We start from the raw sequence: 26,851 nt of genomic DNA, 5'->3' as shown, positions 1-26,851 counted from the left end.
AAACGGACCCTGATCGATTCCGCGGCAACACGGAGGGTGAGGCGAAGACGGGTGACGGCGGCAGCTGTGTCCCATCGTCGTGTCCGCTTCCTCGTCCGGGTCCCCGTTTATCGCCGACCGTCACTCAGGAGTTCGTGAACCGCCGTGCAGAACAAAGACGCTCAGGACGAGTCGGACAAGCCGTACGACAAGTCGATCCGCAAAAGGCTGACCAGGACCGTTCTCATTCCCAGCGTGACCCTGCTGGTGCTGTGGATCGCGGTCTCCTCCTACTTCCTCTTCAACGGCGTTTACGTCCGGCTGGTCGCGGCGTCCGTGCGCGAGGTGTCCATCCCCGCCGCCACGGCGCTCGCCGAGTTCCAGAAGGAACGCCAGACCGCGCTGCAGTACCTCGACGACCCGGCGCTCGGCCCGGGCCGGCTCCAGGTGCAGCAGAAGGCGACCGACGAAAAGCTCGGTGCCCTGCAGGACGCGTTCGCCGCGACGATCTCCAACGCACCGGACGAGATCGCGGCCAAGGTCAACGCGCTGAAGTCCCAGTTCGACCAGCTGCCCGTGCTGCGCTCGCAGATCAGCTTCCGCAGCATCGACCGCGGCCAGGTCAACAACTACTACAACGGCGTGATGGACACAGCGTCGAACCTCTTCGACACCCAGGCCCGCGTCGTGCCCGACGCCGACGCGGCGACCGGTGGCATCACGGCGACCTCGGTCTTCCGCGCCGGTGACGCCATGTCGCGCGAGACGTCGCTGGTGTCGACGGCCTTCTCGGCCGGCACCTTCGCGCCCGACGACTTCGCCCAGTTCGCGCAGCTGTCCGGGACCTACCGGACGCAGCTGGCGCAGATCGAGCCGTTCCTCGACCCGAGCGTCCGCACCAGGTACCAGACGCTGACCAAGAGCACCGCCTGGCAGCAGCTGGCCACCGCCGAGGTGGGGATCGTCAAGCACGGCCCGTGGTCGCCCAGTGAACAGAACTCCGTGCCCGTGTCCGAAACGGACTGGCTGAACGCGACCAACCAGGTCGCCCAGGGGCTCAACGACCTCGCGATCACCCAGGCGGACAAGGTTTCCGCGGCCGCGATCGACTCCGGTGACGCCCAGCTGCGCAACGTGATCATCGGCAGCATCCTGGCGCTGCTCGCGTCGCTGGCGGCGATCATCGTCGCGGTGCGGGTGTCCCGCTCGCTCGTCGACCGCGCCCTGATGACGCGCCTCGCGCGGCTGCGCAACGACTCGCTCGACCTCGCCCGCAACCGGCTCCCGGACATCGTGGCGCGGCTGAAGAACGGCGAAGCCGTCGACCTGAAGGAAGAGCTGCCGCAGCTCGACCACGGCCGCGACGAGATCGGCCAGGTGGCCGAGGCGTTCAACACCGCCCAGCTGACCGCCGTCAACGCCGCGGCGAGCGAGGCGAAAGCCCGCAGCGGCGTGCACAACGTGTTCCTCGGCATCGCGCACCGCAACCAGGTCCTGGTCCACCAGCAGCTGCAGATCCTCGACGAGATGGAAGCCCGCGAGGACAACTCGACGCAGCTGGCCTCGCTGTTCCAGCTCGACCACCTCGCCGCCCGCGCCCGCCGCACCACCGAGAACCTGATCATCCTCGGCGGCAAGCAGCCGGGCCGCCGCTGGCGCAAGCCGGTGGCGCTGATGGAGGTCCTGCGCGCGGCCGTCTCGGAAACCGAGCAGTACGCCCGGGTCCAGGTCGAGCAGGTGCCCGACGTCGCGATCGTCGGCGCCGCGGTGGCCGACACGATCCACCTCGTCGCCGAGCTGGTCGACAACGCGACGTCGTTCTCGCCGCCCGGGTCCCCGGTCGAGGTCACCAGCCGCGCGGTCGCGCGCGGGATCGTCGTCGACGTGTCGGACCAGGGGCTCGGCATGAAGGACGGCGTCCGCGAGTGGGCGAACGCAATGATGGCCGAGGCGCCCGAGTTCGACGCGATGGCGCTGCGGGCCGACTCCAGCCTCGGCCTGTTCGTGGTCGCGCGGCTGGCGGCGAAGCTCGGCATGACCGTGACCTTCGACCCGTCCCGCTACGGCGGTCTCCGGGCCACCGTGCTGATCCCGTCCCAGCACCTGGCCGGCCAGCAGGAGGAGCTCCCCGCCGAGCCCGGCTCGTCCCCGGCCGAGACCACCGCGGTCCTCGCCCCGGTGGGCGCGCCCGCCGCCGCGGAGAGCTCGAGCGGTTCCCTGGACTCGCCCAGCTCGTTCACCGGCCAGATCCCGATGAAGCGAGAGGCCAAGCCGAGGCCGTACCCGGCACGCGCGCTCACCCCGCCCGACCCGCTGCCCGCCGTGCCGGTGGCCACCCCGCCGCCCGCCGCGGAGCCGGCACCGGCGGCCGCCGCACCGGCCGGCCCCACCGACGACCGGCCCCGGCTGCCCCGGCGCGAACCGCAGCAGAACCTCGTCGCCCAGCTCGAAACCGAACCCGACGAAAGCGACGACGTCGTCGCACCCGGCGAGGGGACCGCCCGCACGCTCGCGGCGTTCCACAAGGGCACGCGCCGGGGGCGGGTCCGGTCGGACGATGCCTGATCCCCGACAGCACACAGAAAAGTCCTTAGAGGAAAGTCAAGGTCTCTGACGCATGAACGAGTACGGGAACCCCAAACCCGATCTCAACTGGCTGCTCGACGACGTGGTCAACCGCGTGGTCGGCGCGCAGAACGCCATCGTGCTGTCCGCCGACGGGCTGCTGATCGGCAAGTCGGCCGGCATGAGCAAGGACGACTCCGACCAGCTGTCGGCCATCGCCTCCAGCCTGCAGAGCCTGGCCAAGGGGGTGAGCAAGCAGTTCAACCGCGGCCCCGTGCTGCAGAACATGATCGAGATGGAGCGCGGCTACCTGTTCGTCTCGGCCGCCGGCGCGGGCGCCTGCCTCGCCGTGCTGGCCGCGGACAACGTCGACGTCGAGATGATCGCCTACGAGATGAGCCGCCTGGTCAAACGGGTCGGCGACTACATGGTGTCGGCGCCGCGCGAAGCGGCGCAGATCCTGCGGGAGGCCACGTGAGCGACGAAGGCTGGTACGACGAGGCCGCCGGGCCGCTGGTCCGGCCCTACACGATCACCAGCGGCCGGACGCCGTCCGACGCGGCGCGGCTCGACCTGTCGACGCAGGTGATGACGCTGCGCTCGGAGCAGGAGCCGGTCGGGCTGGGCCCGGAGCACGTCGCGATCGTGCAGCTGTGCCGCCACCCGGTTTCGGTTGCCGAGATCGCCGTCTACGTGAAGATCCCGCTGGGGGTCGTGCGCGTGCTCGTCGGCGACCTGATCGAACGCGGCCTCGTGATCACGCGCTCCCCCACCCACAACCCGGCGCAGTCGCCGGACCTCGAAACTCTCCAGGCGGTTCTCGATGGCCTCATCAAGTACTGACGGCACCGGGGCCGACATGGTCCCCACGCCCGTCAAGATCATCGTCGCCGGCGGGTTCGGTGCCGGCAAGACGACCATGGTCGGCTCGGTCAGCGAGATCCCGCCGCTGACCACCGAGGAGGTGCTCACCGAGGCGAGCGCCGGGGTGGACGACCTGTCCGGCGTCGAGCGGAAGACCACGACGACGGTCGCGCTCGACTTCGGCCGGATCACGATCTCGCCGCGGCACGTGCTGTACCTGTTCGGCACGCCGGGCCAGGCGCGCTTCTGGTTCATGTGGGACGACCTCGCACGCGGGGCGATCGGGACGATCGTGCTCGTCGACACCCGGCGGCTGGAGACCAGCTTCGCCGCGATCGACTTCTTCGAGCGCCGGAAGATCCCGTTCGTCGTCGCGGTGAACTGCTTCGACGCCGCCCCGCGCTACACCGCGGACGAGATCCGGGAGGCCCTCGTGGTCCCGGATCGGGTGCCGATCGTCATGTGTGACGCGCGTGACAGGGATTCGAGCAAGCTCGCGCTGATCCGGTTGGTCAAGCACGCGATGACGGTGGTGCCGGTGCGGGTCTGAGACCTGCGCTTTGTCCGCTCCCTGTCCGGTCCGGACAACGCCGGTGTCCGATGTGTCCGAGCGTGTCCACCTCGGACACCGGCAAACCCACATGGCCCAATTGGTTGGACCACCCGGGTGCAGCTTTTTAGTTGAGCAAGCATCAAACTGATAGCATCCGCACGTGACGATTCACGTGCCGAAGTTTCCTGAATATATAAGGGAAAACTATCCGGCACAGGGTCGTCTCTTCGGTGACTTTCTGTGCGGGCTTTGGGCGACCGCCTGTGAAGCGCTCGAGGTTCCGGTGGAGCAGTCCGTCCGGACCACGCGGATGCTGCGCGCCCTGCTGCCGCCGTGGGCGCACGAACGGATCGGGGCCGAGCCGGCCGAGCCGTCCTATGTGGCGGACGACGGCTTCCCCGCCGAGATGTCGGTGAACTGGTCCGGGGGGCAGCCGGAGCTGCGGGTGCTGTTCGACAGCCTCGGCCACGACGTGGGTCACCCCGCGGAGAGCGGTTTCCCCCGGCTGCACGAGGTCCGGGAGATCTTCACCCCGCGCGGCGGCCGGCCGTCGCCCGCTCCCCTGTGGCACTCCATCGCCTGGCGTCCGCCGTCGCGGATCGTCCACAAGACCTACTTCGGGCTCTACCTGTGGCCGCACAGCCAGCGCGAGGCGGCGGTGGCCGAAGCCATGGCCCGGCTCGGCATGGCGGCGGCGTGGGACACCACCCGGCGCCGGGTCGAAAGCGTCGAAGGCACCCGGGAGATCGAGTTCTTCGCGGTCGACCTGGCCGACGAGGCCGCGGCCAGGGTGAAGATCTACTACCGCAACCACGGCGCCGGCCTGGCCGAGGTGAACCAGGTCGCTTCGGTGGCGCTGCGCCACGACGCCGACGACGCGCGCGCCGCCTACCGAACCCTGACCGGTGGCCGGGAAGACGCCGGCAAAGCGGCTTTGAGCTGCTTCGCGTTCCGGTCCGGACAGGACCGGGCCGCCGAGTCCACGACCTACCTGCGCCTGCCCGATCTCGCCGCCAGTGACGAAGAAGCCGTCGAGCGCACCGCGAAGCTGCTGCACCGCGAAGGCGTCGACCCGGGCCGGTTCCGCCTCCTCACCGCCGCGCTGGCGCCGGGACCGTTGTCCGGGACGGACATCCTCGAGCTGGTGAGCTACCGCACAGCGGGCCGCCGCGGCGACGTGACCACGTACTTCCGGTTCCCCGTGTACGACCGCTCCCGCACTCCTGTTGATCTTGCCTGAAGTCCCGGGAAAGATGATTTCCGCGCAGCACCAAGGTAAGGAGCAGACCGTGACCCAGCAGGACGTCGAGCGCGTGGCCCAGCACAACGAGCAACGGCAACGGGAGTACGAAGGGTCGGACCTGATCCGGCTGCTGACCGACGCGAGCACCACCGACGACACGAAGAAAGCGGTGCTCACGTACCTGCAGCCGTGGTCGAACGCCTTCCAGCGAATGATCAGCGCCCGGGTCACCTTCGAGAGCGATCCCGAGCTGCGGGCCCTCGCCCTGGAACACCAGGAGGAGGAGATCGGGCACGACAAGATCCTGGCCCGCAGCCGCGCGGACGACCGGCAGCTGGTCTGGGACCCGGTGATCGAAGCCGGCGCGTCGTGGTTCGTCGACCAGTTCGGGATCCTGCCCGGGGTGCAGCGCGCGGTGCTGGCGCACCTGGCCCTCGAAGCCGGCAGCCTGGTGTTCAGCCAGGCCGGCACGCGGGCGTTCCCGCGGGACGAATACTTCGACCTGCACGACGAAGCCGACGTCGAGCACCTCGAGATGGGCTACGAACTGTTGCGCCGCCGCGAAGACTGGACGGTCGACGGCGTCGTCGAGGTGCTCGACCGGGCGTGGCAGGTGATCGGCGTCGTCTCCGACCGCATCGCCGAGTGCGCGCGCCGCGATACGGTGGCGGCATGACCACGACCGACCCGGCTTCGGCCGCTCGCGAAATCGCCGCCGAAGCCGCGCAGGCCTACCAGGAAGCCTTGGGAGAGCGCCTGATCGGCGCGTACCTGCTGGGCAGCCTGTCCTACGGCGGCTACGCGCCGGCGGCCAGCGACATCGACCTGGCGCTCGTCCTGACCGACGCCGACGGCGCGTCGATCGCGGACACGACGGCGGCACTGCAGGAGCGGAGTCCGTTGCACCGCAAGCTGTCGGTGTTCTGGGCGTCGTTGCCGGCGTTGCGCGAAGGCCGCGACGACGGCCGCTTCCCGGCGCTGGACCGCCTGCAGCTGGCCGACCACGGCCGCGTCCTGCTCGGCTCCGACGTCCTCGCGGAGATCGCCCGCCCGGCGGCTTCCGAGCTGCTGCTGGAGAGCGCTTCCTTCGCCATCGCCGTCCTGGCGACGCCCGAGGTGACCGCGGAGTTCCGCGAGCCGCGCCGGCTGCTGGTGGACACGGTGTGGTTCACGAAGGCGGTGCTGTTCCCGGTCCGCTTCCTGTACTCGGGAACGCTGGCCTCCGGTCGTGCGGCGAACAACGACGAGGCGATCGAGTGGTACCTGGCCCGGCCGGACGCCCCGGCGAAGTCGCTGGTGCGGCTGGCGTTGCGGGTCCGGGAGGGGCATCCGCTGGACGCGGACGAGCTGCGCCCGGAGCTGGCGGCGGGGCTGGTTCCGTTGTACCGCTACTACATCGAGGACCAGCTGCGGCAGCTGAAGGAGATCGACGCGCCGGCCGAGCTGGTGGCGGCGTTCGCCGACTGGGACGCACGGCTCGGCTAGCGCCGGAAGACCTGGGCCGCCCAGGCGGCGACCTGGCTGCGCGAGTCGAACTCCAGCTTGCGCAGGATCCGGTTCACGTGCCCCTCGGCCGTCCGGCGGGAGATGACCAGCTTGTCCGCGATCTCCTGGTTGGACCGCCCGTCCGCGATCAGGAGCGCCACCTCGTGCTCCCGGTCCGTCAGCGGTGTCGGCCGCGCCGGGCCGGGGGCCGGTGACGGCGTCGCGTCGCCCAGCGCGTAGGAGATCGCTTCCTCCAGGCCGAACTCGCGTCCCCGGCGGAAGGCCGCGTCGAACGGGCCCTCCCCCAACCCCTGGCGCGCCCGTGTCTCGCACTCCCCGTGCGGGGCGCCGAAGTACCGCGAGCCGAACATCGGGAACCCGACCGACTGCCAGATCGGCTGGACGGACCCGAGCATCGTCGCCGCCGGTTCCCAGTGGCCGCGGGCGGCTTCGTTCCAGGCCAGCACCTCGATCGCCAGCACGATGCCCAGCAGGTCGTGGAACTTCCGCTTGACGCGCAGGCAGTGCCGCCCGTGCTCGGCCGCCGCCGCGAAGTCGCCGCGAGCCATGGCGACCAAGGCCTGCACGAAGATCGCGTACGCCTGCGCCCACTGCTCACCGTGGGCGACACCGGTCGCGCACGCCTCTTCGCACAGCTCGCCCGCGCGGTCGAGGTCGCCCAGGAAGATCGACGCGACCGCCAGCTCGATGCCGGCCAGCATCACGTTGCTGTTGAGCTCGCCGAGCTGCCGGTACCGGGCCTGCGCCTCCTCGAAGAGCGCCTTCGCGTCTCCGACGTCGTCGCCGACCAGCAGGTTGCAGCCGAGCCGGTGCGTCGCGTACGCCAGCGCCACGTCGTCACCGGTCTGCCGGGCGTACGCGCGGCACTCCTCCAGCATCGCGACCGCGCCGGCGTTGTCGCCCTGCAGCGTCGCGACGTACCCGTTGACCCACAACGCCTTCGCGCGTTCGCCGCCGGGTTCGGGGGAAAGCGCGAGCGCGCGGTCGAGCCAGTGGCGGCCTTCGCCGAACACCCCGCAGCCCGCCCAGTAGAACCAGAGCGTCGAGGCGAGGCGGAGGCCGGTCTCGAGCTCGCCCGGCACCGTCAGGCTGTACTCCAGCGCGGCCCGCAGGTTCGCGTGCTCCAGGCGGGTCCGGCGGAAGGTCTCGGCCTGCTCCGGGCCGAACCACTCCCGTTCGCTGCGCACCGCCAGGTCGAGGTAGTGGTCCCGCATGGACCGCAGGACGGCGTCCGCCTCCCCGGACGCGGCCAGCTTCTCCCGGCCGAACTGCCGCAGCGGCTCCAGCAGCCGGAAGCGCCCGGCTTCGCGGATCAGCACCGACTTCTCCACCAGCCCGGCGAGCCCGGCCCGGACGTCCTCGCCCGGGCAGACGCGCTCGGCCGCCGGCAGGTCGAAGCCCCCGGCGAACAGCGACGTCCGGGCCCACAGGCGCCGTTCGGCCGGGTCGCACAGCCGGAAGCTCCAGTCGACGGCGGCCAGGAGCGTCTGGTGCCGGGGCTCACCGCCCCGCTTCACCGTCCCGGGCAGCCGGAAGCAGTCGCCCAGCCCGGATTCCAGCTCCGCCAGCGTCAGCACCCGCAGGCGCACGGCCGCCAGCTCGATCGCCAGCGGGATGCCGGCCAGCATGCGGCACACCTGCGCCACGCGCTCCTGGTTCTCCGCGGTGACGGCGAACCCCGGGTCGACGGCGACCGCGCGTTCGGCGAACAGCGTCAGTGCCGGGTACCGCAGCCAGGCCCCGCCGGCCAGGGGACGGCCGGGTTCCGGCAGCGGCAGCGGCGACACCGGCCAGAGGTGCTCGGCGGCCAGCGCGAGCCGCTCCCGGCTGGTCGCGAGCAGCCGCAGTCCGGGCGCGGCCCGCAGCAGGTCGTGCGCGAGCGCGGCGCAAGGTTCGAGGACGTGCTCGCAGTTGTCCAGGATGACCAGCAGCCGCCGGTCCCGCAGGTGCTCGGCGAGCACCCGCGCCGGCGCCCGGCCGGTTTCGTCGTGGACGCCCAGCGCTTCGAGCACGGTGTGCGCGACGAGCGCCGGATCCTGCAGCCCGGCGAGCTCGACCAGCCAGACGCCATCGGGAAACGCCCGCGACAGGCCGGCGGCGGTCTGCACGGCCAGCCGCGTCTTGCCGACGCCGCCCACGCCGGTCAGCGTGACCAGCCGGGCCCGTGTCAAAAGGTGCTTGACCTCGGCCACCTCGGACCTGCGCCCCACGAAGCTCGTGGTCTCCGCGGGCAGGTTTCCCGTCACGCCGGACTTCCCCACCCGTGCACCGTAAGGACGCCCGCGCGGGCCGGTCAATGCGGACCCCTCGGAGGAAGCAACCGCTGCGGGTGGCGGGGAGGTGGTTCGGGGGTGGGTGAGCTGGTGCGGCTGGTCGGCTCCTGACGACGCCCGGCCACCGGAGCCGCACGGCCGCGGCTAGGTGCCTCACGCGGCACAGCGCGGGCACAGCCCACCCGCTCCCCACGCCCGGCCACCGGCGCTGGGCGACCGGCCGGGCGCCTCAGCCGGCCCAACGCGGGTGCGCTGGTGGACCCACCGGCACCGCACGGCCACGACCGGGCGCCTCACGAAGAAGCAACCGCCGCAGGTGGCGGGGAGGTGATTCGGGGGTGGGTGCGCCGGCGCGGCTCATCGGCTCCCGGCGCCGCGCGACCACCGGCGCCGCGCGGTCACGACCGGGCGCCCGAGGCGGCGCAGCGCGGGTGGACCGACTCCCCACGCGCCGCCCGACCACCCGCGTCGCGCGGCCACGGCCGGGCGCCTCACGCGGCACAGCACAAGCGCGCCGCCCGACCCACCGGCGCCCAGCGACCCAGCCGGGCGGCTCAGGCGTCGGGGAGGCTGTACAGCGTGGGTGCGTCGCCGCCGTGCATTGCCGACAGGCTCGTGCGGCATGCCTGGCGGACCTCGCGGTTGGCCGCCGAGTCGGCCTGGCCGCAGCGGGGGCAGTACAGGTGGACCGCGCCCGGTGGTGTCTCGTCGACGGCCACGTCGACCGGGCACTCGCAGCGGCGGCACCAGCGGTGGCCGGTGACGACGAGGACGTGCAGCGCGTTGCCCACGCACTGGTGCGCCCAGCACCGGTGGACGTAGCAGGTGCTGCGGGTGTGCGGGTTGAGGCCGTGCTCTTCCGCCGTGTCCTCGGCGGCCAGGATGGCGGCCAGCCGCCGGTCGTCGAGGTCGGCGTAGCGGTCTCTCGGCTCCGAGGTGGCCGGTCGCGGCTCCGGGACGTCCGCGGGGGCAGCGACGACCCGGAGAAGGGGACGCGACCGGCCGTGCACCATGGGTTGTCCGACCTCCTGCGGTCGTCGGGGGCCCGCCCAGCTTGCGCCGGGGGCGCACGCGGCCACACCCGTACAAGTACCTGACTCCATACCTGTCCCACCCTCACGTGCCGCGCCCGCGGCGCTACTGTCCGCCGTCGCGTCGGTCGCGGGGCGGCTTCACGGCTACGCCCGACGTCGAACCCGTGCGCACGTCGCCGGCCCTGCGCGGCCGAGCCGCTCAAGTCCGTCCGCGCGCTCGGTGGGCACGCCGTGAGCTCGGCGCCCGTCTGAACGCCGTCACCGCAGCGTCAGCGACGTCTCCGACTCGACGCGGGTCAGCTTCTCCGGGTTGCGCACGTAGTAGAGGCCGGTGATGCGGCCGCCCTCGACGCGGACGGCCATGACGCCGTCGAGCTCGCCGTCCAGGTGCAGGGCGAGCCCGGGGTTGCCGTTGACGACCGTGAGGGCGCTGGTGAGCTTCGCTTCGGTGCGGCTGATGCCGCCGGTCATGAACCGGACCACCTTGTCCGCACTCGCGATCGGCCGCAGCGCCGCCTGCTTGACGCCGCCGCCGTCGCTGACCAGGACGACGTCCGGGGCGAGGACGTCGAGCAGGCCCTGCAGGTCCCGGGTCTCCATCGCGCGCTGGAACGACGCCAGCACGGCCCGGGTCTCGCCGGCGGAGACGGTCTCGCGCGGGCGGCGGGCGTCGACGTGCTTGCGGGCTCGGTGCGCGATCTGGCGGCAGGCCGCCTCGGTCTTCCCCACGGCGCCGGCGATCTCGTCGTAGCCGAAGTCGAAGACCTCCCGCAGCACGAAGACGGCGCGCTCGGTCGGCGACAGCGTCTCGAGGACGAGCATGAGCGCCATCGACACGCTCTCGGCGAGCTCGACGTCCTCGGCGACGTCCGGCGCCGTGAGCAGCGGTTCGGGCAGCCACGGCCCGACGTAGGCCTCCCGGCGGCGCTTCACCGTGCGCAGCCGGTTGAGCGACAGCCGCGTCGTGATGCGGACCAGGTAGGCGCGCTGGTCGCGCACCTGCCCGAGGTCGATGTCGGCCCAGCGCAGCCAGGTCTCCTGGAGGACGTCCTCCGCGTCGGCGGCCGACCCGAGCATCTCGTAGGCGACGGTGAAGAGCAGGTTCCGGTGGGCGACGAAGGCTTCGGTCGCGCTCACGCGCGCCCCCAGGCCACGAAGACGGCGATGGCGAGGTAGGTCAGGTTCAGCGCGACGAACTTCGCCTCGCCGTGGCGCAGGTGCGTGATCATGGCCCCGATCATGAGCAGGACCCAGCAGCCGGCGGTCACCGGGACCAGGGCGGGGGCGATGCCGAGCGCGGCGGGCAGGATCAGGCCGGCCGCGGCCAGGAGTTCGAGCACCCCCAGCGTCTTGACGAAGCCGACGCTGCGTTCGGCGGTCCATTCCCCGCCGGGCGCCGCGGCGAGCTTCGCCTTCGGCACGAACGTCTTGCTGGCGCCGCCGGTCAGGGCTACGACGGCGAGCAGGCCGGCGGCGATCCAGAGTGCGATGGTCATGAGGTCTCCTTTGGTCGGCCTCAAGACACCGGGTCCGCCGTCGCTGTGACAAAGCATGACGCGGGTCACCCGGCCGGCCGCCCCGCGACCGGTTCCAGCAGCCGCCGTGGTGCGGCGAACGCGGCCGACACCGGGTCCGGCTCGCCCGCCTGGGGCTCGTAGCCGGGCCCCGGCTCGATGCGGATCTCCGGGACCGGGACCAGCGCCCCGCACTCCGCACAGCGGCCGTCCGGGTCGAGGCGGCCGCCGTCGGCGTCGTGGCGGGTCGTGCGCTTCTCGCCGGCCGGAGAGTAGAACGTGTCACCCCAGCCCATCAGCGCGCGCACGATCGGCCACAGCGCGAGGCCCTTGTCGGTCAGCCGGTATTCGACGACGCCATCGTCCTCGCGGACCAGCACGCCCTCCTGCACCAGGGACTTCAGGCGGCTGGTCAGGACCGCGCGCGGGATGCCGAGCTGGGTGGCGAAGTCGCCGAACCGCCGGACGCCGAAGAACGCGTCGCGGACGATCAGGAGCGTCCAGCGCTCGCCGACGACCTCCAGGGAGCGCGCCAGCGAGCAGTTGCGGTCCGCGTAGGTGCTGGGGAGAGCCATGCCCCCAGCGTACACCGGGTAGTTCGTTCATTGAACTGGATCGTGCTACGGTGAGGTAGTTCAGTGAATGAACTCCCCCTCTGGAGGGTCCCGTGTACCAGTTCCTCGTCTCCTTCACGGTCCGGCCGGACCACCACGACAACTTCGTCCGCCTGGCCGCGAAGACCGCACGCGACTCCCTCGCGCACGAGCCGGGCTCCCGCCGGTTCGAGGTCATCGCCGACGAGGAGAACCCCGACGTCTTCTACCTCAACGAGGTCTACGCCGACGTCGCCGCCTTCGACGCCCACGCCGGCGGCCCCCACTTCGGCGCGTTCTTCGCCGAGGCCGCCACCTACGCCGAAGGCCCGACCTGGCTCATGCGCGGCACCCTCGTCGGCGAAGAGGCGGCCTGAGATGGCGCTCTTCCTCGTCACCGGCGCGGCCGGCAAGACCGGCGGCGCGACCGCCCGCCTCCTGCTCGCCCGCGGCCACCGCGTCCGGGCCATGGTGCGCCGGGAGGACGACCGCTCACGCGCGCTCGCCGCGGCGGGTGCCGAGGTGGTCCAGGCGGACTTCCTCGACCTCGACGGCGTCACCGCCGCCCTGCGCGACGTCAGCGGCGCCTACTTCTGCTACCCGATCCGCGAGGGGCTGCTCGAAGCGACCGTCAACTTCGCCCAGGCCGCAACGGAAAACGGCGTCCGCTCGCTCGTCGACATGTCGCAGATCTCCGCCCGCCGCGAGGCGCGCAGCAACGCGGCCCGGCAGCACTGGCTGGCCGAACGCGTGCTGGAGCGCACCGGTCTGCTGACGACACACCTGCGGCCGACGTTCTTCGCCGAATGGCTCACCTCGTGGTGGGAGCTGCGCGACGGCGAAGGCCTCCTGCGGCTCCCCTTCGGCGACGGACGGCACGCGCCGATCGCGTCGGCCGACCAGGCGCACGTGATCGCCGCGGTCCTGACCGACCCCGAGCCGCACGACGGCGCCGCGTACACCCTGCACGGCCCGGTCGAGCTCGACCACCACGAGATCGCCGGGATCATGGCCACCACCCTCGGCATCCCGGTGCGCTACGAGCCGATCAGCGTCGAAGAGTTCACCGCGGCCATGACCGCGCGCGGGCTGCCCGCGCACCTCGTCCAGCACCTCGGCAACGTCGCCGTCGACTACCGCGACGGCGTGTTCGCCGGCACCAACGACGTCGTCGAAAAGATCGGTGGCGTGACGCCGCAGTCGGTCGAGCAGTTCGTCCTGGCGCAGAAGGACACCTTCACCACCAACGGCCCCAACTTCGTCCCCTGAGGAGCACCACCATGTCGTCCGTACTCATCACCGGCGCGTCCAAGGGCATCGGCCGCGCGATCGCGCTCGAGCTGTCCCGCCGCGGCCACCGGGTGATCGCCACCGCGCGGAACCCCGAAGCGCTGGCCGACCTGCCCATCGAGCGGCGGCTGCGCCTCGACGTCACCGACCAGGACAGCGTCGACCGCGCCGTCCGGGACGCCGGCGAGGTCGACGTCCTGATCAGCAACGCCGGCGAGACCGTCCGCGCGCCGCTGGAAACCGTGCCGCTCGACGAGGTCGAACGGCTCTTCCGGCTCAACACGGTCGGCGCGCTGCGAGTGGCGCAAGCCGTGCTCCCCGCGATGCGCGAACGCGGATCGGGCCACCTCGTCTTCGTGTCGAGCATCCAAGGGCGGCTCGTGCTGCCGATCATCGGCCCGTACGCCGCCAGCAAGTGGGCCCTGGAGGCGATCGCCGAGACGCTCGCCATCGAGACGGGCCACTTCGGCGTCGACGTCAGCATCGTCCAGCCCGGCGCGGTTTCTTCGGGCGGCGGCGAGCGCGCCAAGGTCTTCTTCGGCGACGACGACCCGTACACCCCGCTGTACGACCAGCTTTCCGCCCTGCGCGGCGAGGTGGTGACGCCCGAAGAAGTGGCCGTCACGGTGGCCACGACGATCGAGCAGGCCGCGCCTCCGCTGCGCGTGCCGGTCGGGGCGCCCGCCGAGAAAGCCTTGCGGGCACGCAAGGAAGCTCCGGAGAACGAGCCGTTCCTCTTCGCGAAGATCGACTGGTAGCCCGAGTCACGCGGCCGCTCCGGCGCTCGCCTGAAGTCCGGACCTACTTGAACGAGCAACTAAACGGGAGTACTACTGGCATCAGGAAGATCCATTCGTTCTTCAGGGGAGAGTTCATGCAGTTGGGGTTCAGCCTGCCGGTCTTCGGCAAGGCAGCGGCCACACCGGGCGGGATCGCCCGGTACGCGCGCGAGGCCGAACAGGCCGGGGCAGCCGGTCTCTGGGTCGGTGACCGGCTGCTGTCGCCGGTCGCTCCCGTCGTCGCCTACCCGGGTTACGACACCATGCCCGAGGAGTTCCACACCGCCCAGGACCCGTTCACCGCGCTGGCCGTCGCCGCCGCCGTGACCGAGACGGCGATCCTCGGCTCCAGCACCATCAACGCCACCCAGTACCAGCCCGCGAACTTCGCGCGGCTGCTCACCAGCATCGACGTCGCCAGCAACGGGCGGCTGCTGCCCGGCCTGGGCATCGGCTGGTCGCCCGACGAGTACACCGCCGTCGGCATCCCGATGAACGAACGCGGGAAGCGGCTGGACGACCTGCTCGACCTGCTCGAGACCTGGTGGACCCGCGACCTGGTCTCGCACGACGGCGTCGGCTATGCCATCGCCGAGTCGCACGTCGACCTCAAGCCGGTGCGCAAGCCGCCGGTGCACCTGGCCGGGTTCGGCGAGAAGTCGCTGCGCCGGGTCGCCGAGCGGGCCGACGGCTGGCTGCCCGTCTGGTCGGTCCCCGAGCAGTTCCCCGCGGACGTGCTGATCTCGACCCTGGCCAAGATCCGCGCCGACGCCGAAAAGGCCGGGCGGGACCCGGAGGCCATCGGCACGGCGCTGCGCGTGAACGCCGCGCCGGGCACGGAACCGGAGCTCATCGCCGAGTCGGTGAAGAAGATCGTCGAGGTCTTCGAACCGGACCACACCTTCGTCGACATCAGCTACCTGACGAGCAGCGTGGACGAGCACCTCGACCTCACCGGCAAGCTGCTGGACCTGGTCGCCCGGGACTGATCGACACCGCGTCGCACTGTCCGGGCGGAGGTGGCCCGGACAGTGCGATACTGCGGGGTGTGCGCACCCAAGGGAAAGACGACAGCGTGATCCGCCTGGTGATCGTCGACGACGAGCCGATGGTGCTCGCGCACCTGCGTACGGTGCTGACCTCCGCCGGCGACATCGAGATCGTCGGGCAGGCGCAGGACGGCGCCGAGGCCGTCGAGGCCGCGGGCCGCTTCCGGCCGGACGTCATGCTGATGGACCTGCGGATGCCCGGCGTCGACGGGCTGACCGCGATCGAGCGCATCGTCAAGCTCCCCAACCCGCCGTCGGTCGTGGCGCTCACGACGTTCGACACCGACAGCTACGTCCTCAAGGCGCTGCGGGCCGGGGCATCGGGCTTCCTGCTCAAGTCGACGCCCCCGGAGGACCTGATCGGGCTGGTGCGCGTCGCCGCCGACGGGCACACGGTGCTGTCGAAGGAGGCCGCGCGCCGGATGGTCACCGCGTCGGCCGGCGAGCACGAGCGTTCGCAGGAGGCCCGGGAACGCACGTCCGACCTCACCGACCGCGAGCTCGACATGCTGGTCTGCCTCGGCGAGGGCATGTCGAACGCCGCCATCGCGGCCAAGCTGCACCTGTCCGAGGCGACGGTGAAGAGCTACGTCTCGCGGATGCTGACCAAGCTGGGCTGCGCCAACCGCACCCAGGCGGGTCTGCTGGCCCACGAAGCGGGTCTCGCGGGCTGACTCAGGCGCTGCTGCGCGCCCCGAAACCCCACGCGCCGAAGACTTCGGCGAGTTCCGCGCGACCCGAGATGCCGAGCTTCCGGTAGCAGTTCGTCAGGTGCTTCTCGACCGCGCGGCGGGTCACGTTGATCTCCGCCGCGATCTCGCCGTTGGTCAGCCCGTCGAGGGCGAACGCGACCACCCGGCCCTCCGCCTCGCTGAGCGCCGCCGACGGCCCGGCGGCCGCGGTCGTCTCCTCGGCCGTGCGGCAGGTGAGCCACGGCGCGCCGCAACCCTCCGCGAGCCGGTAAGCCTCGCGGAACCGGTCGTCGGCCTCCGCCTTTCCGGTGCCGCGCAGCAGCGCGCCCTCCGCTAGCAGGGCGCGGACCAGCTCCAGCCGGTCCCCCGACGCCCGGGACGTCACGATCGACTCCGCCACCATGCGGTCGGCCTCGGCACCCGAGGACAGCGACGCCTTGATCCGCAGCGCGCGGCCGATCGGCGCCGGCGCGCCCCAGTGGCGGGCCCAGCGGACCTCGTCGTCGATCAGCTCGCCGGCCGAGACGGGGTCGCCGAGCCGCCGCTGCAGCCACGCGCTCCACGTCCGCCACGGGAAGAGCGCCGGGTTCCGCCAGCCCGCCCGGTGCAGGGCCGCGCCGCAGTCGAGGAACTTCGCCAGCGCGCCCCGGGGGTCTTCGACCGCCGTGGCGGCCCCGCGCAGCATCAGCAGCGCGGCCCGGACGTGCAGGCCGGTCCGCGCGAGCGCGTGCTCGTCGTAGTGCTCGACCAGCGTCGCGGCGAGCCGCTCGTCCCGGGTGACCACCGCGATCGCGACGAGCGCCATCACCAGCGACTCGGGGGCTTCCCCCAGGTTCCCGCCGATCAGCTCGTACGCCTCCCAGGCGCTCGACCGGGCGCGCGTGAGCTGCCCGGTCTGGGCCAGCACCGCCCCGCGCGTGGCGATCAGCGAGGCCGGGCGCGCCGGCCGACCGCGGACCGGTTCGCCCGCCGCGCTCTCCAGCCACGACGACGTCGTGTCGAGCGCACCCGCGGTGAGCGCGGAGATGATCAGCAGCGGCGCGGTGCCCGCGAACTCCGCGGACGACGCGGGGGCGCAGCGCAGCAGCCGGTCGGTCAGCTCGGCCACGGTCGCCGCGGGCAGCCCGGCGCTCAGCGTGGCCGCGTGGAGCAGGACCGCGAGCAGCTCGCGTTCGGCGAGGGTGGCGAGCGACGGCTCCGGGCCCAGCTCGCGCAGGCGGTCGACCGCGACGGCGAGCTGCGCGGGGTCTTCGCAGCGGGTGAGCCGGATCCGCGCCTCCAGGCGGAGTCCGGACTGCGCACCGGCGTCTTCTTGGGCGACCCCGGCGACGAGGACGGCGGCTTCCGGGCGGAGGAACGCCGAGAGCGGCAGCAGGGTGACCGCTTCGGCCCGTTCGCGCGGGGTGGGCAGCAGCCCGATCGCCTGCGTGAGGTGCCGGATCGCGGCGGAGATGTCGAACGCGGCTTCGGTGAGGGCGAGGTCCACCAGCCGCCAGCCGCGCTCCGGGCCGTCGGGCGGCAGGTCGAGCAGCGCGCGGCGCAGGTACCGCGCCGCCGTCTCGGGCTCCCCGCGCTTGGTCGCGGCGTCGGCGGCCGTGCGCAGTTCCTCCGGCATCCACGGCGACGGCGACGGTGCGGGCACCTCGAGCAGCTGGACGGCGACCGTCTCCGCGGCGAACCCGGCCTCGTGGAACACGGTCGCCGCGCGCACCCGCAGCCGCAGGTCCTCCTGCGCGGTCATCGACGCTTCGATCGCGGTCCGCAGCACGGGCGCGGCGAACCGCGGCGGGCACGCCGGGGCGAGCACCCCCAGCCGGTCCAGCGCCCGCACGGCTTCCGCGACGGCGACCGAGTCGGCGCCGGTGAGGTGTTCGACCAGCCACGGCTGGGCGTGCTCACCGAGCACCGCGATCGCCCGGGCGCAGTCGCCGACCTGCGGAGGCAGCACGGCGAGCTGAGCGGAAAGCCGTTCCCGCAGCACCGACGGCCCCCGGTGCGGCCGGCCGCCACGCACGACTTCGGTGAGGTACAAGGGATTTCCGGCACTGGCCGCGTGACAGGCGGCGACGGCGCGCGGGTCACCGGCCCGGCCGTCGGACACCGCGCGCAGCACGGCCGCCACGCCGTCCTCGGACAGGTTCGCCGGCCGGATCCGGGTCTTCGCCAGCTCCCACAGCTCACGGATCGCGGGCCGGTCGGCCCCGGGGTCCCCTTCCCGCACGGCGACGACGAGCGCGCAGCGCAGCTCGTGGATCCGCCGAGCGCAGTGCCGCAGCCAGGTGAGCGACTGCCGGTCGGCGACGTGCAGGTCATCGACCAGCACGACGAGCGGCCGGTCGGCGCTGATCGCGGCGAGCAGGCCGAGCAGCCCGTGCACGGTCAGCACATCGTTGTGGTCACCGGGTTCCCACCCGGGCCAGCCCGGAGCCCCGGGGAACAGCCACCGCGCACCCCCGGCAGCCCCGGCGAACCACCGATCGGCGTCCGAGGCGTCCGCTTCGGCGACGAGCGGTTCGAGAATTTGGCAGGCGATGCCGAAGTCGAAGTCTTGTTCAGTGCGGCTGGCGGCGGCGGTGAGCACCCGTGGCCCGTCGGGGTCGGCTTCGGCCGAGCGGAGGAGTTCCTTGAGCAGAGCGGACTTCCCGACACCGAGCTGCCCGGTGACGACGGTGACCGAGCCATCACCTACCCGGGCGGCGGCGATGGCGTCTCGCAGCCGTTGCAGTTCGGCCTCACGTTCCGGCAGAGGCACGGTCAGCCCTCCCCGCCGGCGGTGGTTGGCTGCCGCTTGCCGTTGGTCGGGTGGCGCCCAACCGTCTGCCGGGTCACCGCGATCCCGGCGCCGGAGATTCCTGCCGCAACCTCGGTCAGGTGCGGCCCGCACCACCGCACCCGGCCCCCAGCCGCACCCCTCCCGCACTCCGCCGACGCCACGGCTACCCCTCCTCGCCGGCACCGGCGAGTGCCTCGGCCAGCTGGCGGCGGCCGTCGATGCCCAGCTTGCGGTACACGTTCGTCAAGTGGAGCTCGACCGTCCGGCGGGTCACCGCCAGCTCCACCGCGATCCCCGCGTTGGACGTGCCCGCCGCCGCGAGCTTCGCCACCCTGCGCTGGGCCTCGGAAAGCCCGCCACCGTCCGCCGCCGGGCCGCCGGTCAGCTCCCGCAGCCGGTCGAGGATGTGACGCCAGCGGTAGCGCGCCGCCAGGGTGCTCGCCTCCTCGAGGTGCTCGGCCGCCCCCGTCGCCGCCAGCTCTACCAGGGCCGTCGCGTGGCGCAGGTCGCTGCCGCTGCCGCGCAACAGCCCGGCCGCCTGCCCCAGGTGTCCCGCCCGGTCCGGGTCCGCCGGGCCGAGGGTGAGCGCCGCGGCCAGGTGGGCGCTGCCGACCGCGGCCCGCGTGCCCCACGCCGTCGCGGCCGCCAGCTCCTCGGCGAGCAGCAGACGGGCGGCTTCCCGCTCGCCGCCGGCCACCAGGCACTGGGCCGCGGCCGATCGCCACGGCAGGACTTCCGGGTTTTCCCAGCCCCGTGCGGAAAGCCGGCGGCCGCACTCGCGCAGCGGGGCGAGCGCCGGGCCCGGCCGGCCTTCGCCGAGCAGTACCGCTCCCTGGGCGTACAACAGGAACGCGCTGCCGAGCCCGGGTCCCGGCTCGATCGCGTCGCGGTCGAGCGCCTGCCGGGCGAGGTCGGCGCGGCCGGCTTCGAGGTGCACTCGCGCCTCGGTCGCGACGACCCGGGCGCGCAACGTCGAGTGCCAGTGCCGGGGCGGCACCAGCTCGTGCGCGTCGGCCAGGTCGGCCGCCGCCTCGTCGAGGGCCCCCGTCGCGAGGTGCCGTTCGGCTCGCTCGGCGAGCGCGCGGGCGACCAGCGTCCGGGAGCGGCGACGCCGTGCCTGGGCGAGCACGTCGTCGCCGTGGGGCCCGGCTTCGGCGAGGTCGCCGGTGAGGACCAGTGCGCGGACCGCCGCGGCGCGCACGGTCAGCGAGCTCACCTCCGCCATCGGCTGCGCCAGCGCGGCGCGCGCGAGCCCGCGCACCCGGGCCGGCTTCAGCCCGCGCCGGGCGAGCAGCACCGCGGCCACGGCCGCCTGCGCCGGGTCCGACGGCCGTTCGGGCAGCGGTGGCATGCCGTAGCCGCCGACCGTCGACCGGTCCTGCGGGTCGCCGTCGGCCAGCCAGTACAGGCCCAGCAAAGTGTCGCGCTCGGCCGCCGAGACGTCGGGGCGGCGGAAGGCGGCGGCGAGGGTGCGCGCGCTCAGGCCGCCCCGCGCGTTGAGCAGGTCCGCCGCCAGCAGCCGGTGCCCGCCGGGGCCCGCACCATCCACTTCGGACAGTACCTGGGCCAGGTGACGGTCGCCCGCGTCCTGGTCGAGCAGCAGCTCCGCGGCGCCGAGGTCGAGGAGCACGGCCGCGCGCCGCGCCGGTTCGAGCGGTTCCTGCAGGGCTCGCTTGAGCGACGCGATCGCCTGCCCGTCGCGGCCGCCGGCCTGCCCTAAGCGGGCGGCCGCGCGCAGCACCTCCACCACCCAGGGCTCACCGATCACGCGGGTCCGCCGCAGGATCGCGGCGACGGCGGCGTTCGCGACGCCGTGTTCGTGGCCCAGCTTCGCCGCCCGGGTGAAGAAGGCGTCACGGTCGCCCTCGGTCATCCCGCCCAGCACGCGCTGGCCGACGTCCGGTCCGGCCAGGCCGCCGTCCGCGGCCAGCAGGCCGAGCGCCCGCAGCCGCGCGAGGTCCCCGGCCAGCCGCTCCGGCGGGCACCCGGCCAGCTCGGCCAGCAGCGCCGGGCCGAAACGGTCCTGGCACACCGAAACGGCGCGCAGCACGGCGGCGAGCTCGGCGGGCAGGTCGTCGACCAGGCGCAGCAGGCGTTCGCCGGCGATCGCGGTGAACAGCCCTTCCTGCTCCCGCGCGAAACCCGGTTCCATGCGCAGCCGGTTCAGGCCTTCGGTCAGCACCGCCGGGTTCCCGCCGCTGCCGCGCACCGCGTGCTCGACCAGCTTCTCGCCGGCCGCCGCGCCCAGCCGCTCGCGCACCAGGCCGGCCGCCGCGGCGTCGCCGAGCGGGCGCAGCCGGACGCGGTGCGCGGTGCTCGCGCGGGGACACCACGTGTCCAGCCCGCTGGCCTGGCTGACCACCAGCAGGACGGGAACCTCGGCCGGCAGCCCGGAAAGCGTATGCAGCCACGCCCGCGACGCGGCATCGGCCCAGTGCAGGTCGTCGACGGCGAGCACGAACGGCCGGCCGTCGGCCGCCTCGGCCAGGTCCCGGCACAGGCCGCGCAGGACCCGGGCGCCCGCGCCGTCCCCGATCGCCGCCGGGGGCAGCGCGGCCCCGAGCGCGGTGAAGACCTGGTGCAGCACGGTGAAGGGCCGGGTGCCGTCGGACGGGCAGCACGGCACGTGGGCGACGCGCAGCCGCGCCTGCCGGGCGGTCGCCGCGACGGCGGCCAGCAGCGCACTGCGGCCGGTGCCGGGCGCGCCGGTGACCGTGACGACCGCCGGACGTCCGTCGCGCACGTCGTGGACCAGCCCGGTCAGCAGCGCGGACTCCTCGTCCCGCTCGGCCAGCGATGGCCCGGGCACGCCGCGCTGGGGCGGCACACCGGCCGCCTCGGCGGGCGTCGGCTCGGTGCGCACCGCGCCGTCTTCGCTACCCGGCGAGCCCATGGGTCCTCTTCGGTGCCCCGGGGGCGGCCGAGCCCGCGCTCGCCCGCAGCGCGTCGGCCAGTTCGGCCCGGCTGTCGACGGCCAGCTTGCGGTAGACGTTGGTCAGGTGCAGCTCGACGGTCCGCGGCGAGACGAACAGGGTGCCCGCGACGTCGCGGTTGCTCGCCCCGCCGGCGACCAGCCCGGCCACTTCGCGTTCGCGCTGGGTCAGCACGTCGGCCCGCGGTTTCCGCAGCCGGCCGCCCGACTCCTCGAGCAGCTCCCGGGCGAGCGCCCCGATCGAGCACCAGCCCGAACAGGCGGACAGCATCGCGGCCTGGCGCAGGTGCTGGCGCGCGGCCTTGCGGTCACCGGTGCACGTCAAAGCCTTGCCCAGCAAGTACTCCGTCCGCGCGTACTCGACCCGGCACGGCGAGGTCGCCAGGACCCGGCCCGCCTCCGCCAGCAGCTCGACCGCCCGCGTTCCCGACGCGACGACGCCGCGCGCGGCCAGCACCAAGCCGCGGGCGGTCGGCGTCGGCCAGCTCTCGGCGAGCTCCTGCCCGCGTTCGGCGTACGCGGCCGCTTCCGCGTGCCGGCCCTGCCGGGCGAGCAGCAGCGTCGCGGCGTACCACCACGGCGCGAACACCGGGTTGCCGATGCCGGCCTCGTCCTGCCGGCGGCCGGATTCGAACAGCAGCTCCAGCGCACCGTCCACATCGGACCGCTGCACCCGGATCCTGGCCAGGCCGAGCAGCCAGAGGTGGTGCTCCGCCGGCGCGGCGGCCAGTTCGTCCGGGCGTGCCGCGCGCAGCAGCGCTTCGGCGGCGGCCGGTTCGCCGTCGTCGCACAGGGCGGTCGCCAGCGCGGTGCGGACCTCGAGGCCCGGGCGCTGTCCCGCGGTCGCCAGCGCCGCGACGCGGATGTCGGCGAGCGCGCCCTCGCGGTCGCCGCTCTCCCGCAGCGCGCGGTAGCGGGCGGCCAGCGCCCGGCCGAGCCCGGCCCGGTCGCCGCGCACGGCGGCCTCGGCCACCGCCTGGTCGAGGGCCCGCAAGGCGTTCGGCGCGTCGTCGACCAGCCGCAGGGTCCGCGCGGCGGCGAGCAGGTCGTCGCTCGACGCGGCCGCCACCGGCAGCCGGACCACGGCGCGGGCGCAGGCCGCGGCGACCTCGCTGCCGCGGCCGGCCAGCGCGAGGCCGGCGGCCCGGTCGACGAGGTCCCGGGCACCGGGGTGGCGGGCCGCGGCCGCGCGGGGGGCGGTCGCGGCCCGGTCCCGCAGCAGGCCGCGTGCGGCCTCCCGGGTCGTGGCCGCGGCGGCGAGGGCCGCCACGGGCACCGCGGGCGAGTTCGTGCCGAGCCGCGCGGCCAGCCGGTCGACCAGGCCGCCGAGCGGTGCCTGCCGCCGGCCCGCGGCGTCCGCGGCGGTGGCCGCGAGCGCGAACAGCACGGCGATCGCGCAGTGCGCCCGCGGGTCGCCGGCCTGGCCGGCGGCCGTGCGCAGCTCCGTCATCGCCGCTTCCGGGTCGAGCTCGAGCCGGGCGGCGGCCAGCGCCAGCCTGACGTCGAGCCGGCCCGGCTCGGCGGCGGCCGCGCGGGACAGGTGGGCGACCGCGGTCGCCGGGTCGCCGCGGTGCTCCGCGGCGGTCGCGGCTTCGAGCGCGAGGTCGATCATCCAGCGCTCGTCGAGCCGCGGCAGCGCGCCGAGGTGCGGGGCGACCTCGGCGGCGGGCCGCGCGTCGTCGTTGAGCACCCTGGCCGCGCGTAAATGCAGGTGAGCGAGTTCTTCGGCGGGCGTTTCCGCGAGCAGGCGGGATCGGACCGACCGGTCGAGCACGCTGCCGGCGAACAGATTCGCTCGTCGAATTCCGTCGATGGCGATCCGCACCGGGCGCGCGGGCAGCCCGCACAAAGCGGCCACCCTGGTCACATTCTGTTCGTCGAGGACGGCGACGGCGGTGGCCACGGTCCGCGCCTGAGCGGACAACCCGGCCAGCGCGTCGACCGGGCTCGACGCGGCGACTTCCCAGCGGTGGCAGCGGTCCTGGGCACCGATCTGCCCCAGTGCCCAGCTGCCGGGGCCGGCCTCGTCGGGGCGGCGGCAGAGGACGAGCAGAAACCGCTCTCCGCGACCGCACCGCAGCAGGAAGTCGAAGAACCGCACCGACGATTCGTCGCACCATTGAGCGTCTTCGACGACGATCACGACATTCTTTTTCCGCAATATCCCGGAAAGGAGAAACGACCGCAGTGTGCGGAATTTCCGGTGCAGCGCGGAACCGTCTTCCGCGGGCATTTCCAGCGTGCGCGCAATGACCCCGCCGGGATCGGCGTGACCCGCGAACAGTTCGGTGAGCGTGTGGAACTCGGCGGGCTCGCCGACCGCGTCACCGGAAAGGCGAATAAAATTCGCAGACCGGCCCGTTTCCGTCGCTTCGAAGCCCTTCAGCAGGGCGCGGACGCCGCCGTCGGGCACCCCGTCCACCAGCGCGGCCTGCGCGGACTCCGTCCACGCGAGTGCCGCACACCGGGACAATGCGCCCGAATACCCGGCGAAGACCGGATTCGGAGTGGGATCCGACATGCCGCCATCGACCTTTCCTGCGAACCCGGCAAAACCGAGCCCTTTCCCGCAGCCCCCAGAGCCGCCGAAGGACCTGACCGTTCGAACGCTATTGACACCGCCGCCGGGATGAAAACCACCGTCGGTGCCCGATCTGTGCCACTTCCTCCACTAACGAGTGACCGTACCAGGCGCGACGCATGCTGTCAGCGAAGACCACCACCCGGACGGGTGACATACTTGTAGCATTACCGAGAGCCCAAAACTGGACATTTAACCAAGACTTGAGGTCCCCGTTGTTACCCGTGGGCCGACGGGGTGAAGGGGAACCAACGAAAGTTGTCGGTCCGTCCACCAGGGGGCAACTTTCGTCGCTAGTCCGGCCCGGAACCGGCGATCCCCGTCCGGGACGGGGACCCGGGAGCTACCGTGGAGCCCGTGTCGGACGTCACTCCAGGTACCCGGGCCACGCTGCGCGAGCAGCTTGGCACCCGCGCGGGGCCCAAGCACGAACTGGCGACCCTGCTGAGCCTGGCGGTGATCTTCGGCGCGCTCGACGTGGCAATCAGCGTCAACAGCCACCCCACCACCGGCTGGGCCGGCCCCCGCGCCGACCTGATCCTCCAGCTGCTGGTCGACGTCTCGGTGCTCGGGCTGCGGCGCTTCCCGAAGACGGTGGCGAGCATCGCGCTGGCGGTCACCTTCGCGACGGTGCTGGCCGACGCGTTCGCCCCCGGCCTGCTCTCCCCGGAGGACCCGGCGAGCCCGCTGATCCTGCCCCGCATCACGCCGGTCATCGTGATCTTCCTGGTCCGGACGCAGAGCCAGCGCGTCGCGTACACCTTCGTCGGCGCACTGGCGATCGTCGGCAGCGAGCCGTGGGCCCCCAGCTGGACGATCACCCCGGTCGGCCTGCTCAGCACGATCGGCCCGGCCGCGGTCGTCCTCTACCTGGGCGCGCGCAAGCAGCTGCTGCAGGAGCTGCGCGACCGCGCCGAACGGGCGGAACGCGAGACACACCTGCTGGCCGAGCAGGCCCGGTTCGAGGAACGCCGGCGGCTCGCCTCGGAGATGCACGACGTCCTCACCCACGGGCTCAGCCTGATGGTCCTGCACGCCGGGGCGCTGGGCATCAGTTCGAAGGAACCCGACGTCCGCAAGGCCGCCGAGGAGATCCGCGCGCGCGGCGCGATGGCGCTCGACGAGCTGCGCGACCTGGTCGGGGTGCTGAACACGACGTCGGCCGACATCTCCGAGCGGCTGGCGAGCCCGAGTCCCCGGACCGGCCCGGCGGGCCCGCCGGAGCGGCTGCCCGACCCCGCCACGCTGGTCGCCGAGTCGGTCTCGGCCGGGATCCCGGTGGAGCTGGACGTCGAGGGCGAGCGCTCGCAGATGTCCCCGACGATCGCGCGCACGGTCCACCGGATCGTGCAGGAAGCACTGACCAACGCCCGCAAGCACGCGGCGGGCGCCGAAATCCGCGTCGAGCTGCGCTACCGGCCGGACGGTGTCGGCATCCGCGTCGTCAACACCCCGCCCCGGCGGCAGCCGGACGAGGTGCTCGCCGGCAGCGGCTCCGGGATGGGGCTGTCGAGCCTGCGCCACCGCGTCGAGCTGGTCGGCGGGACCCTGCAGGCGGGGCCGGCCCCGGACGGCGGGTTCCGGATCGCGGCGGACCTGCCGGCGTACGTGCCGACGACGGAGACCCGGCAGCAGGCCGCCCACCGCTGAACCCGGGCCAGGACTGGAGATTCTCCTACTAGTCCCGCGCTTAGGGTCGGGCCGGACGCGATCCTTCCCGACCAAGAACGTGGGGCCCACATGAAAGGCATCATCCTGGCCGGCGGCAGTGGCTCCCGACTGCATCCGGTCACGCTGGGCGTCTCCAAGCAGCTCGTTCCGGTCTACAACAAGCCGATGATCTACTACCCGCTCTCGGTCCTGATGCTCGCCGGCATCACCGAGATCCTGCTCATCTCGACCCCGCACGACCTGCCCGCGTTCAAGCGGCTGCTCGGCGACGGCGCCGAGCTCGGGCTGCGGCTCAGCTACGCCGAGCAGGCCCACCCGAACGGCCTCGCGGAGGCCTTCATCATCGGCGAGGAGCACGTCGGCGACGACACGTCCGCCCTCATCCTCGGCGACAACATCTTCCACGGGCAGGGTTTCTCGGACGTGCTGCGCGCCGCGACGCACGACCTCAAGGGCTGCGTCCTGTTCGGCTACGAGGTCTCCGACCCGCACCGCCACGGCATCGGCGAGTGCGACGCCGACGGCAACCTGATCTCCATCGAGGAGAAGCCGGCCAACCCGAAGTCGAACCGGGCGCTCACCGGGCTGTACTTCTACGACAACGACGTCGTCGAGATCGCCAAGGGGCTCAAGCCGTCCGCGCGCGGCGAGCTGGAGATCACCGACGTCAACAACGTCTACCTCGACCGGGGCCGCGCGAGCTGCGTCGACCTCGGCCGCGGCTTCGCCTGGCTCGACACCGGCACGCACAAGTCGCTGCTGGACGCCGGGCAGTACGTGCAGACGATGGAGGCCCGCCAGGGCGTGCAGATCGCCTGCCTCGAAGAGATCGCGCTGCGCATGGGCTTCATCGACGCCGACCGGTGCTACGCGCTGGGCGAGCGGATCGGCAGCTCGGGCTACGGCGAGTACGTCATGGACTTCGCGCGCCGCGCGCGGCCGCTCACCACGGTCTGAACC

22 protein-coding genes are annotated in these 26,851 nt (G+C 73.1%); 14 read left to right on the top strand and 8 right to left on the bottom strand.

Annotated elements, in window-relative coordinates; all coding sequences use genetic code 11:
• The first annotated feature begins 144 nt into the window (after nt 1-144).
• The 7 genes from ACZ7PG_RS49060 to ACZ7PG_RS49030 all read left to right on the top strand — a co-directional run bounded on the left by ACZ7PG_RS49060 (nt 145) and on the right by ACZ7PG_RS49030 (nt 6,689).
• Nucleotides 145-2,544 (top strand): sensor histidine kinase, encoded by a 2,400-nt coding sequence (locus ACZ7PG_RS49060; protein WP_470246114.1) that lies wholly within the window; start codon nt 145-147, stop codon nt 2,542-2,544.
• 52 nt (nt 2,545-2,596) lie between these two features.
• Entirely contained in the window at nt 2,597-3,022 is a 426-nt protein-coding gene (locus tag ACZ7PG_RS49055; RefSeq protein ID WP_257919794.1) for a roadblock/LC7 domain-containing protein, read from the top strand.
• The gene (locus ACZ7PG_RS49050; protein ID WP_470246113.1) at nt 3,019-3,387 is read left to right on the top strand and encodes a DUF742 domain-containing protein; all 369 of its coding nucleotides are present in this window, start codon (nt 3,019-3,021) and stop codon (nt 3,385-3,387) included. The genes ACZ7PG_RS49055 and ACZ7PG_RS49050 overlap by 4 nt, the downstream gene beginning before the upstream one ends.
• A gap of 16 nt (nt 3,388-3,403) precedes the next feature.
• On the top strand, nt 3,404-3,958 hold the full coding sequence (locus ACZ7PG_RS49045) for a GTP-binding protein (RefSeq protein ID WP_155547369.1): 555 nt from the start codon (nt 3,404-3,406) through the stop codon (nt 3,956-3,958).
• A gap of 286 nt (nt 3,959-4,244) precedes the next feature.
• Nucleotides 4,245-5,201, top strand: a complete 957-nt coding sequence (locus ACZ7PG_RS49040) for a tryptophan dimethylallyltransferase family protein (protein WP_470246112.1) — start codon at nt 4,245-4,247, stop codon at nt 5,199-5,201.
• Nucleotides 5,202-5,250: 49 nt separating this feature from the next.
• Entirely contained in the window at nt 5,251-5,880 is a 630-nt protein-coding gene (locus ACZ7PG_RS49035) for a hypothetical protein (protein ID WP_470246111.1), read from the top strand.
• Complete coding sequence (locus ACZ7PG_RS49030; RefSeq protein ID WP_470246110.1) at nt 5,877-6,689, top strand: hypothetical protein; 813 nt, start codon at nt 5,877-5,879, stop codon at nt 6,687-6,689. Before ACZ7PG_RS49035 ends, ACZ7PG_RS49030 begins: the two co-directional genes overlap by 4 nt.
• Here ACZ7PG_RS49030 and ACZ7PG_RS49025 read toward each other — a convergent pair.
• The 5 genes from ACZ7PG_RS49025 to ACZ7PG_RS49005 all read right to left on the bottom strand — a co-directional run bounded on the left by ACZ7PG_RS49025 (nt 6,686) and on the right by ACZ7PG_RS49005 (nt 12,106).
• Entirely contained in the window at nt 6,686-8,971 is a 2,286-nt protein-coding gene (locus ACZ7PG_RS49025; RefSeq protein WP_470246109.1) for an ATP-binding protein, read from the bottom strand. The two genes, ACZ7PG_RS49030 and ACZ7PG_RS49025, sit on opposite strands and share 4 nt — an antisense overlap.
• A gap of 566 nt (nt 8,972-9,537) precedes the next feature.
• Nucleotides 9,538-9,996 carry a hypothetical protein gene (locus ACZ7PG_RS49020; RefSeq protein ID WP_470246108.1) on the bottom strand — a complete coding sequence of 153 codons (459 nt, stop codon included), beginning with the start codon at nt 9,994-9,996 and terminating at the stop codon, nt 9,538-9,540.
• 279 nt (nt 9,997-10,275) lie between these two features.
• The gene (locus tag ACZ7PG_RS49015; protein WP_470246107.1) at nt 10,276-11,154 is read right to left on the bottom strand and encodes an RNA polymerase sigma-70 factor; all 879 of its coding nucleotides are present in this window, start codon (nt 11,152-11,154) and stop codon (nt 10,276-10,278) included.
• Entirely contained in the window at nt 11,151-11,513 is a 363-nt protein-coding gene (locus ACZ7PG_RS49010; RefSeq protein WP_470246106.1) for a DoxX family protein, read from the bottom strand. The genes ACZ7PG_RS49015 and ACZ7PG_RS49010 overlap by 4 nt, the downstream gene beginning before the upstream one ends.
• A 65-nt stretch (nt 11,514-11,578) precedes the next feature.
• Nucleotides 11,579-12,106, bottom strand: coding sequence for a winged helix-turn-helix transcriptional regulator (locus tag ACZ7PG_RS49005; RefSeq protein ID WP_470246105.1), 528 nt, complete (start codon nt 12,104-12,106; stop codon nt 11,579-11,581).
• 92 nt (nt 12,107-12,198) lie between these two features.
• On the opposite strand from ACZ7PG_RS49005, the gene ACZ7PG_RS49000 reads away from it, so the two are divergent.
• From ACZ7PG_RS49000 to ACZ7PG_RS48980, 5 genes are all read left to right on the top strand, one after another.
• Nucleotides 12,199-12,501, top strand: a complete 303-nt coding sequence (locus tag ACZ7PG_RS49000) for a putative quinol monooxygenase (protein ID WP_470246104.1) — start codon at nt 12,199-12,201, stop codon at nt 12,499-12,501.
• A gap of 1 nt (nt 12,502) precedes the next feature.
• Nucleotides 12,503-13,393: an NmrA family NAD(P)-binding protein gene (locus tag ACZ7PG_RS48995; RefSeq protein ID WP_470246103.1), complete on the top strand. Its 891-nt coding sequence runs from the start codon at nt 12,503-12,505 to the stop codon at nt 13,391-13,393.
• Nucleotides 13,394-13,404: 11 nt separating this feature from the next.
• The gene (locus ACZ7PG_RS48990) at nt 13,405-14,172 is read left to right on the top strand and encodes an SDR family oxidoreductase (RefSeq protein WP_470246102.1); all 768 of its coding nucleotides are present in this window, start codon (nt 13,405-13,407) and stop codon (nt 14,170-14,172) included.
• Between the two features lie 116 nt (nt 14,173-14,288).
• Complete coding sequence (locus ACZ7PG_RS48985; RefSeq protein ID WP_470246101.1) at nt 14,289-15,182, top strand: TIGR03619 family F420-dependent LLM class oxidoreductase; 894 nt, start codon at nt 14,289-14,291, stop codon at nt 15,180-15,182.
• Nucleotides 15,183-15,268: 86 nt separating this feature from the next.
• The gene (locus tag ACZ7PG_RS48980) at nt 15,269-15,916 is read left to right on the top strand and encodes a response regulator transcription factor (protein WP_470246489.1); all 648 of its coding nucleotides are present in this window, start codon (nt 15,269-15,271) and stop codon (nt 15,914-15,916) included.
• 1 nt (nt 15,917) lies between these two features.
• Here ACZ7PG_RS48980 and ACZ7PG_RS48975 read toward each other — a convergent pair whose 3' ends face one another.
• From ACZ7PG_RS48975 to ACZ7PG_RS48965, 3 genes are all read right to left on the bottom strand, one after another.
• Nucleotides 15,918-18,686: an ATP-binding protein gene (locus tag ACZ7PG_RS48975; protein WP_470246100.1), complete on the bottom strand. Its 2,769-nt coding sequence runs from the start codon at nt 18,684-18,686 to the stop codon at nt 15,918-15,920.
• Between the two features lie 184 nt (nt 18,687-18,870).
• On the bottom strand, nt 18,871-21,600 hold the full coding sequence (locus tag ACZ7PG_RS48970; RefSeq protein WP_470246099.1) for an AAA family ATPase: 2,730 nt from the start codon (nt 21,598-21,600) through the stop codon (nt 18,871-18,873).
• A complete protein-coding gene (locus ACZ7PG_RS48965; RefSeq protein WP_470246098.1) occupies nt 21,584-24,160 on the bottom strand; it encodes a helix-turn-helix transcriptional regulator in 2,577 nt (858 codons plus the stop codon). The genes ACZ7PG_RS48970 and ACZ7PG_RS48965 overlap by 17 nt, the downstream gene beginning before the upstream one ends.
• A 417-nt stretch (nt 24,161-24,577) precedes the next feature.
• Between ACZ7PG_RS48965 and ACZ7PG_RS48960 the strand changes: the two genes are divergently transcribed.
• Complete coding sequence (locus ACZ7PG_RS48960) at nt 24,578-25,870, top strand: sensor histidine kinase (protein WP_470246097.1); 1,293 nt, start codon at nt 24,578-24,580, stop codon at nt 25,868-25,870.
• Between the two features lie 90 nt (nt 25,871-25,960).
• On the top strand, nt 25,961-26,848 hold the full coding sequence (rfbA, locus tag ACZ7PG_RS48955) for a glucose-1-phosphate thymidylyltransferase RfbA (RefSeq protein WP_470246096.1): 888 nt from the start codon (nt 25,961-25,963) through the stop codon (nt 26,846-26,848).
• Nucleotides 26,849-26,851: the final 3 nt, after the last annotated feature.

The sequence above is a fragment of the Amycolatopsis sp. NPDC114504 genome (assembly GCF_055633595.1).
Note: the sequence above shows the minus strand (reverse complement) of the source record. Positions and strands in the feature narration are given on the sequence as shown.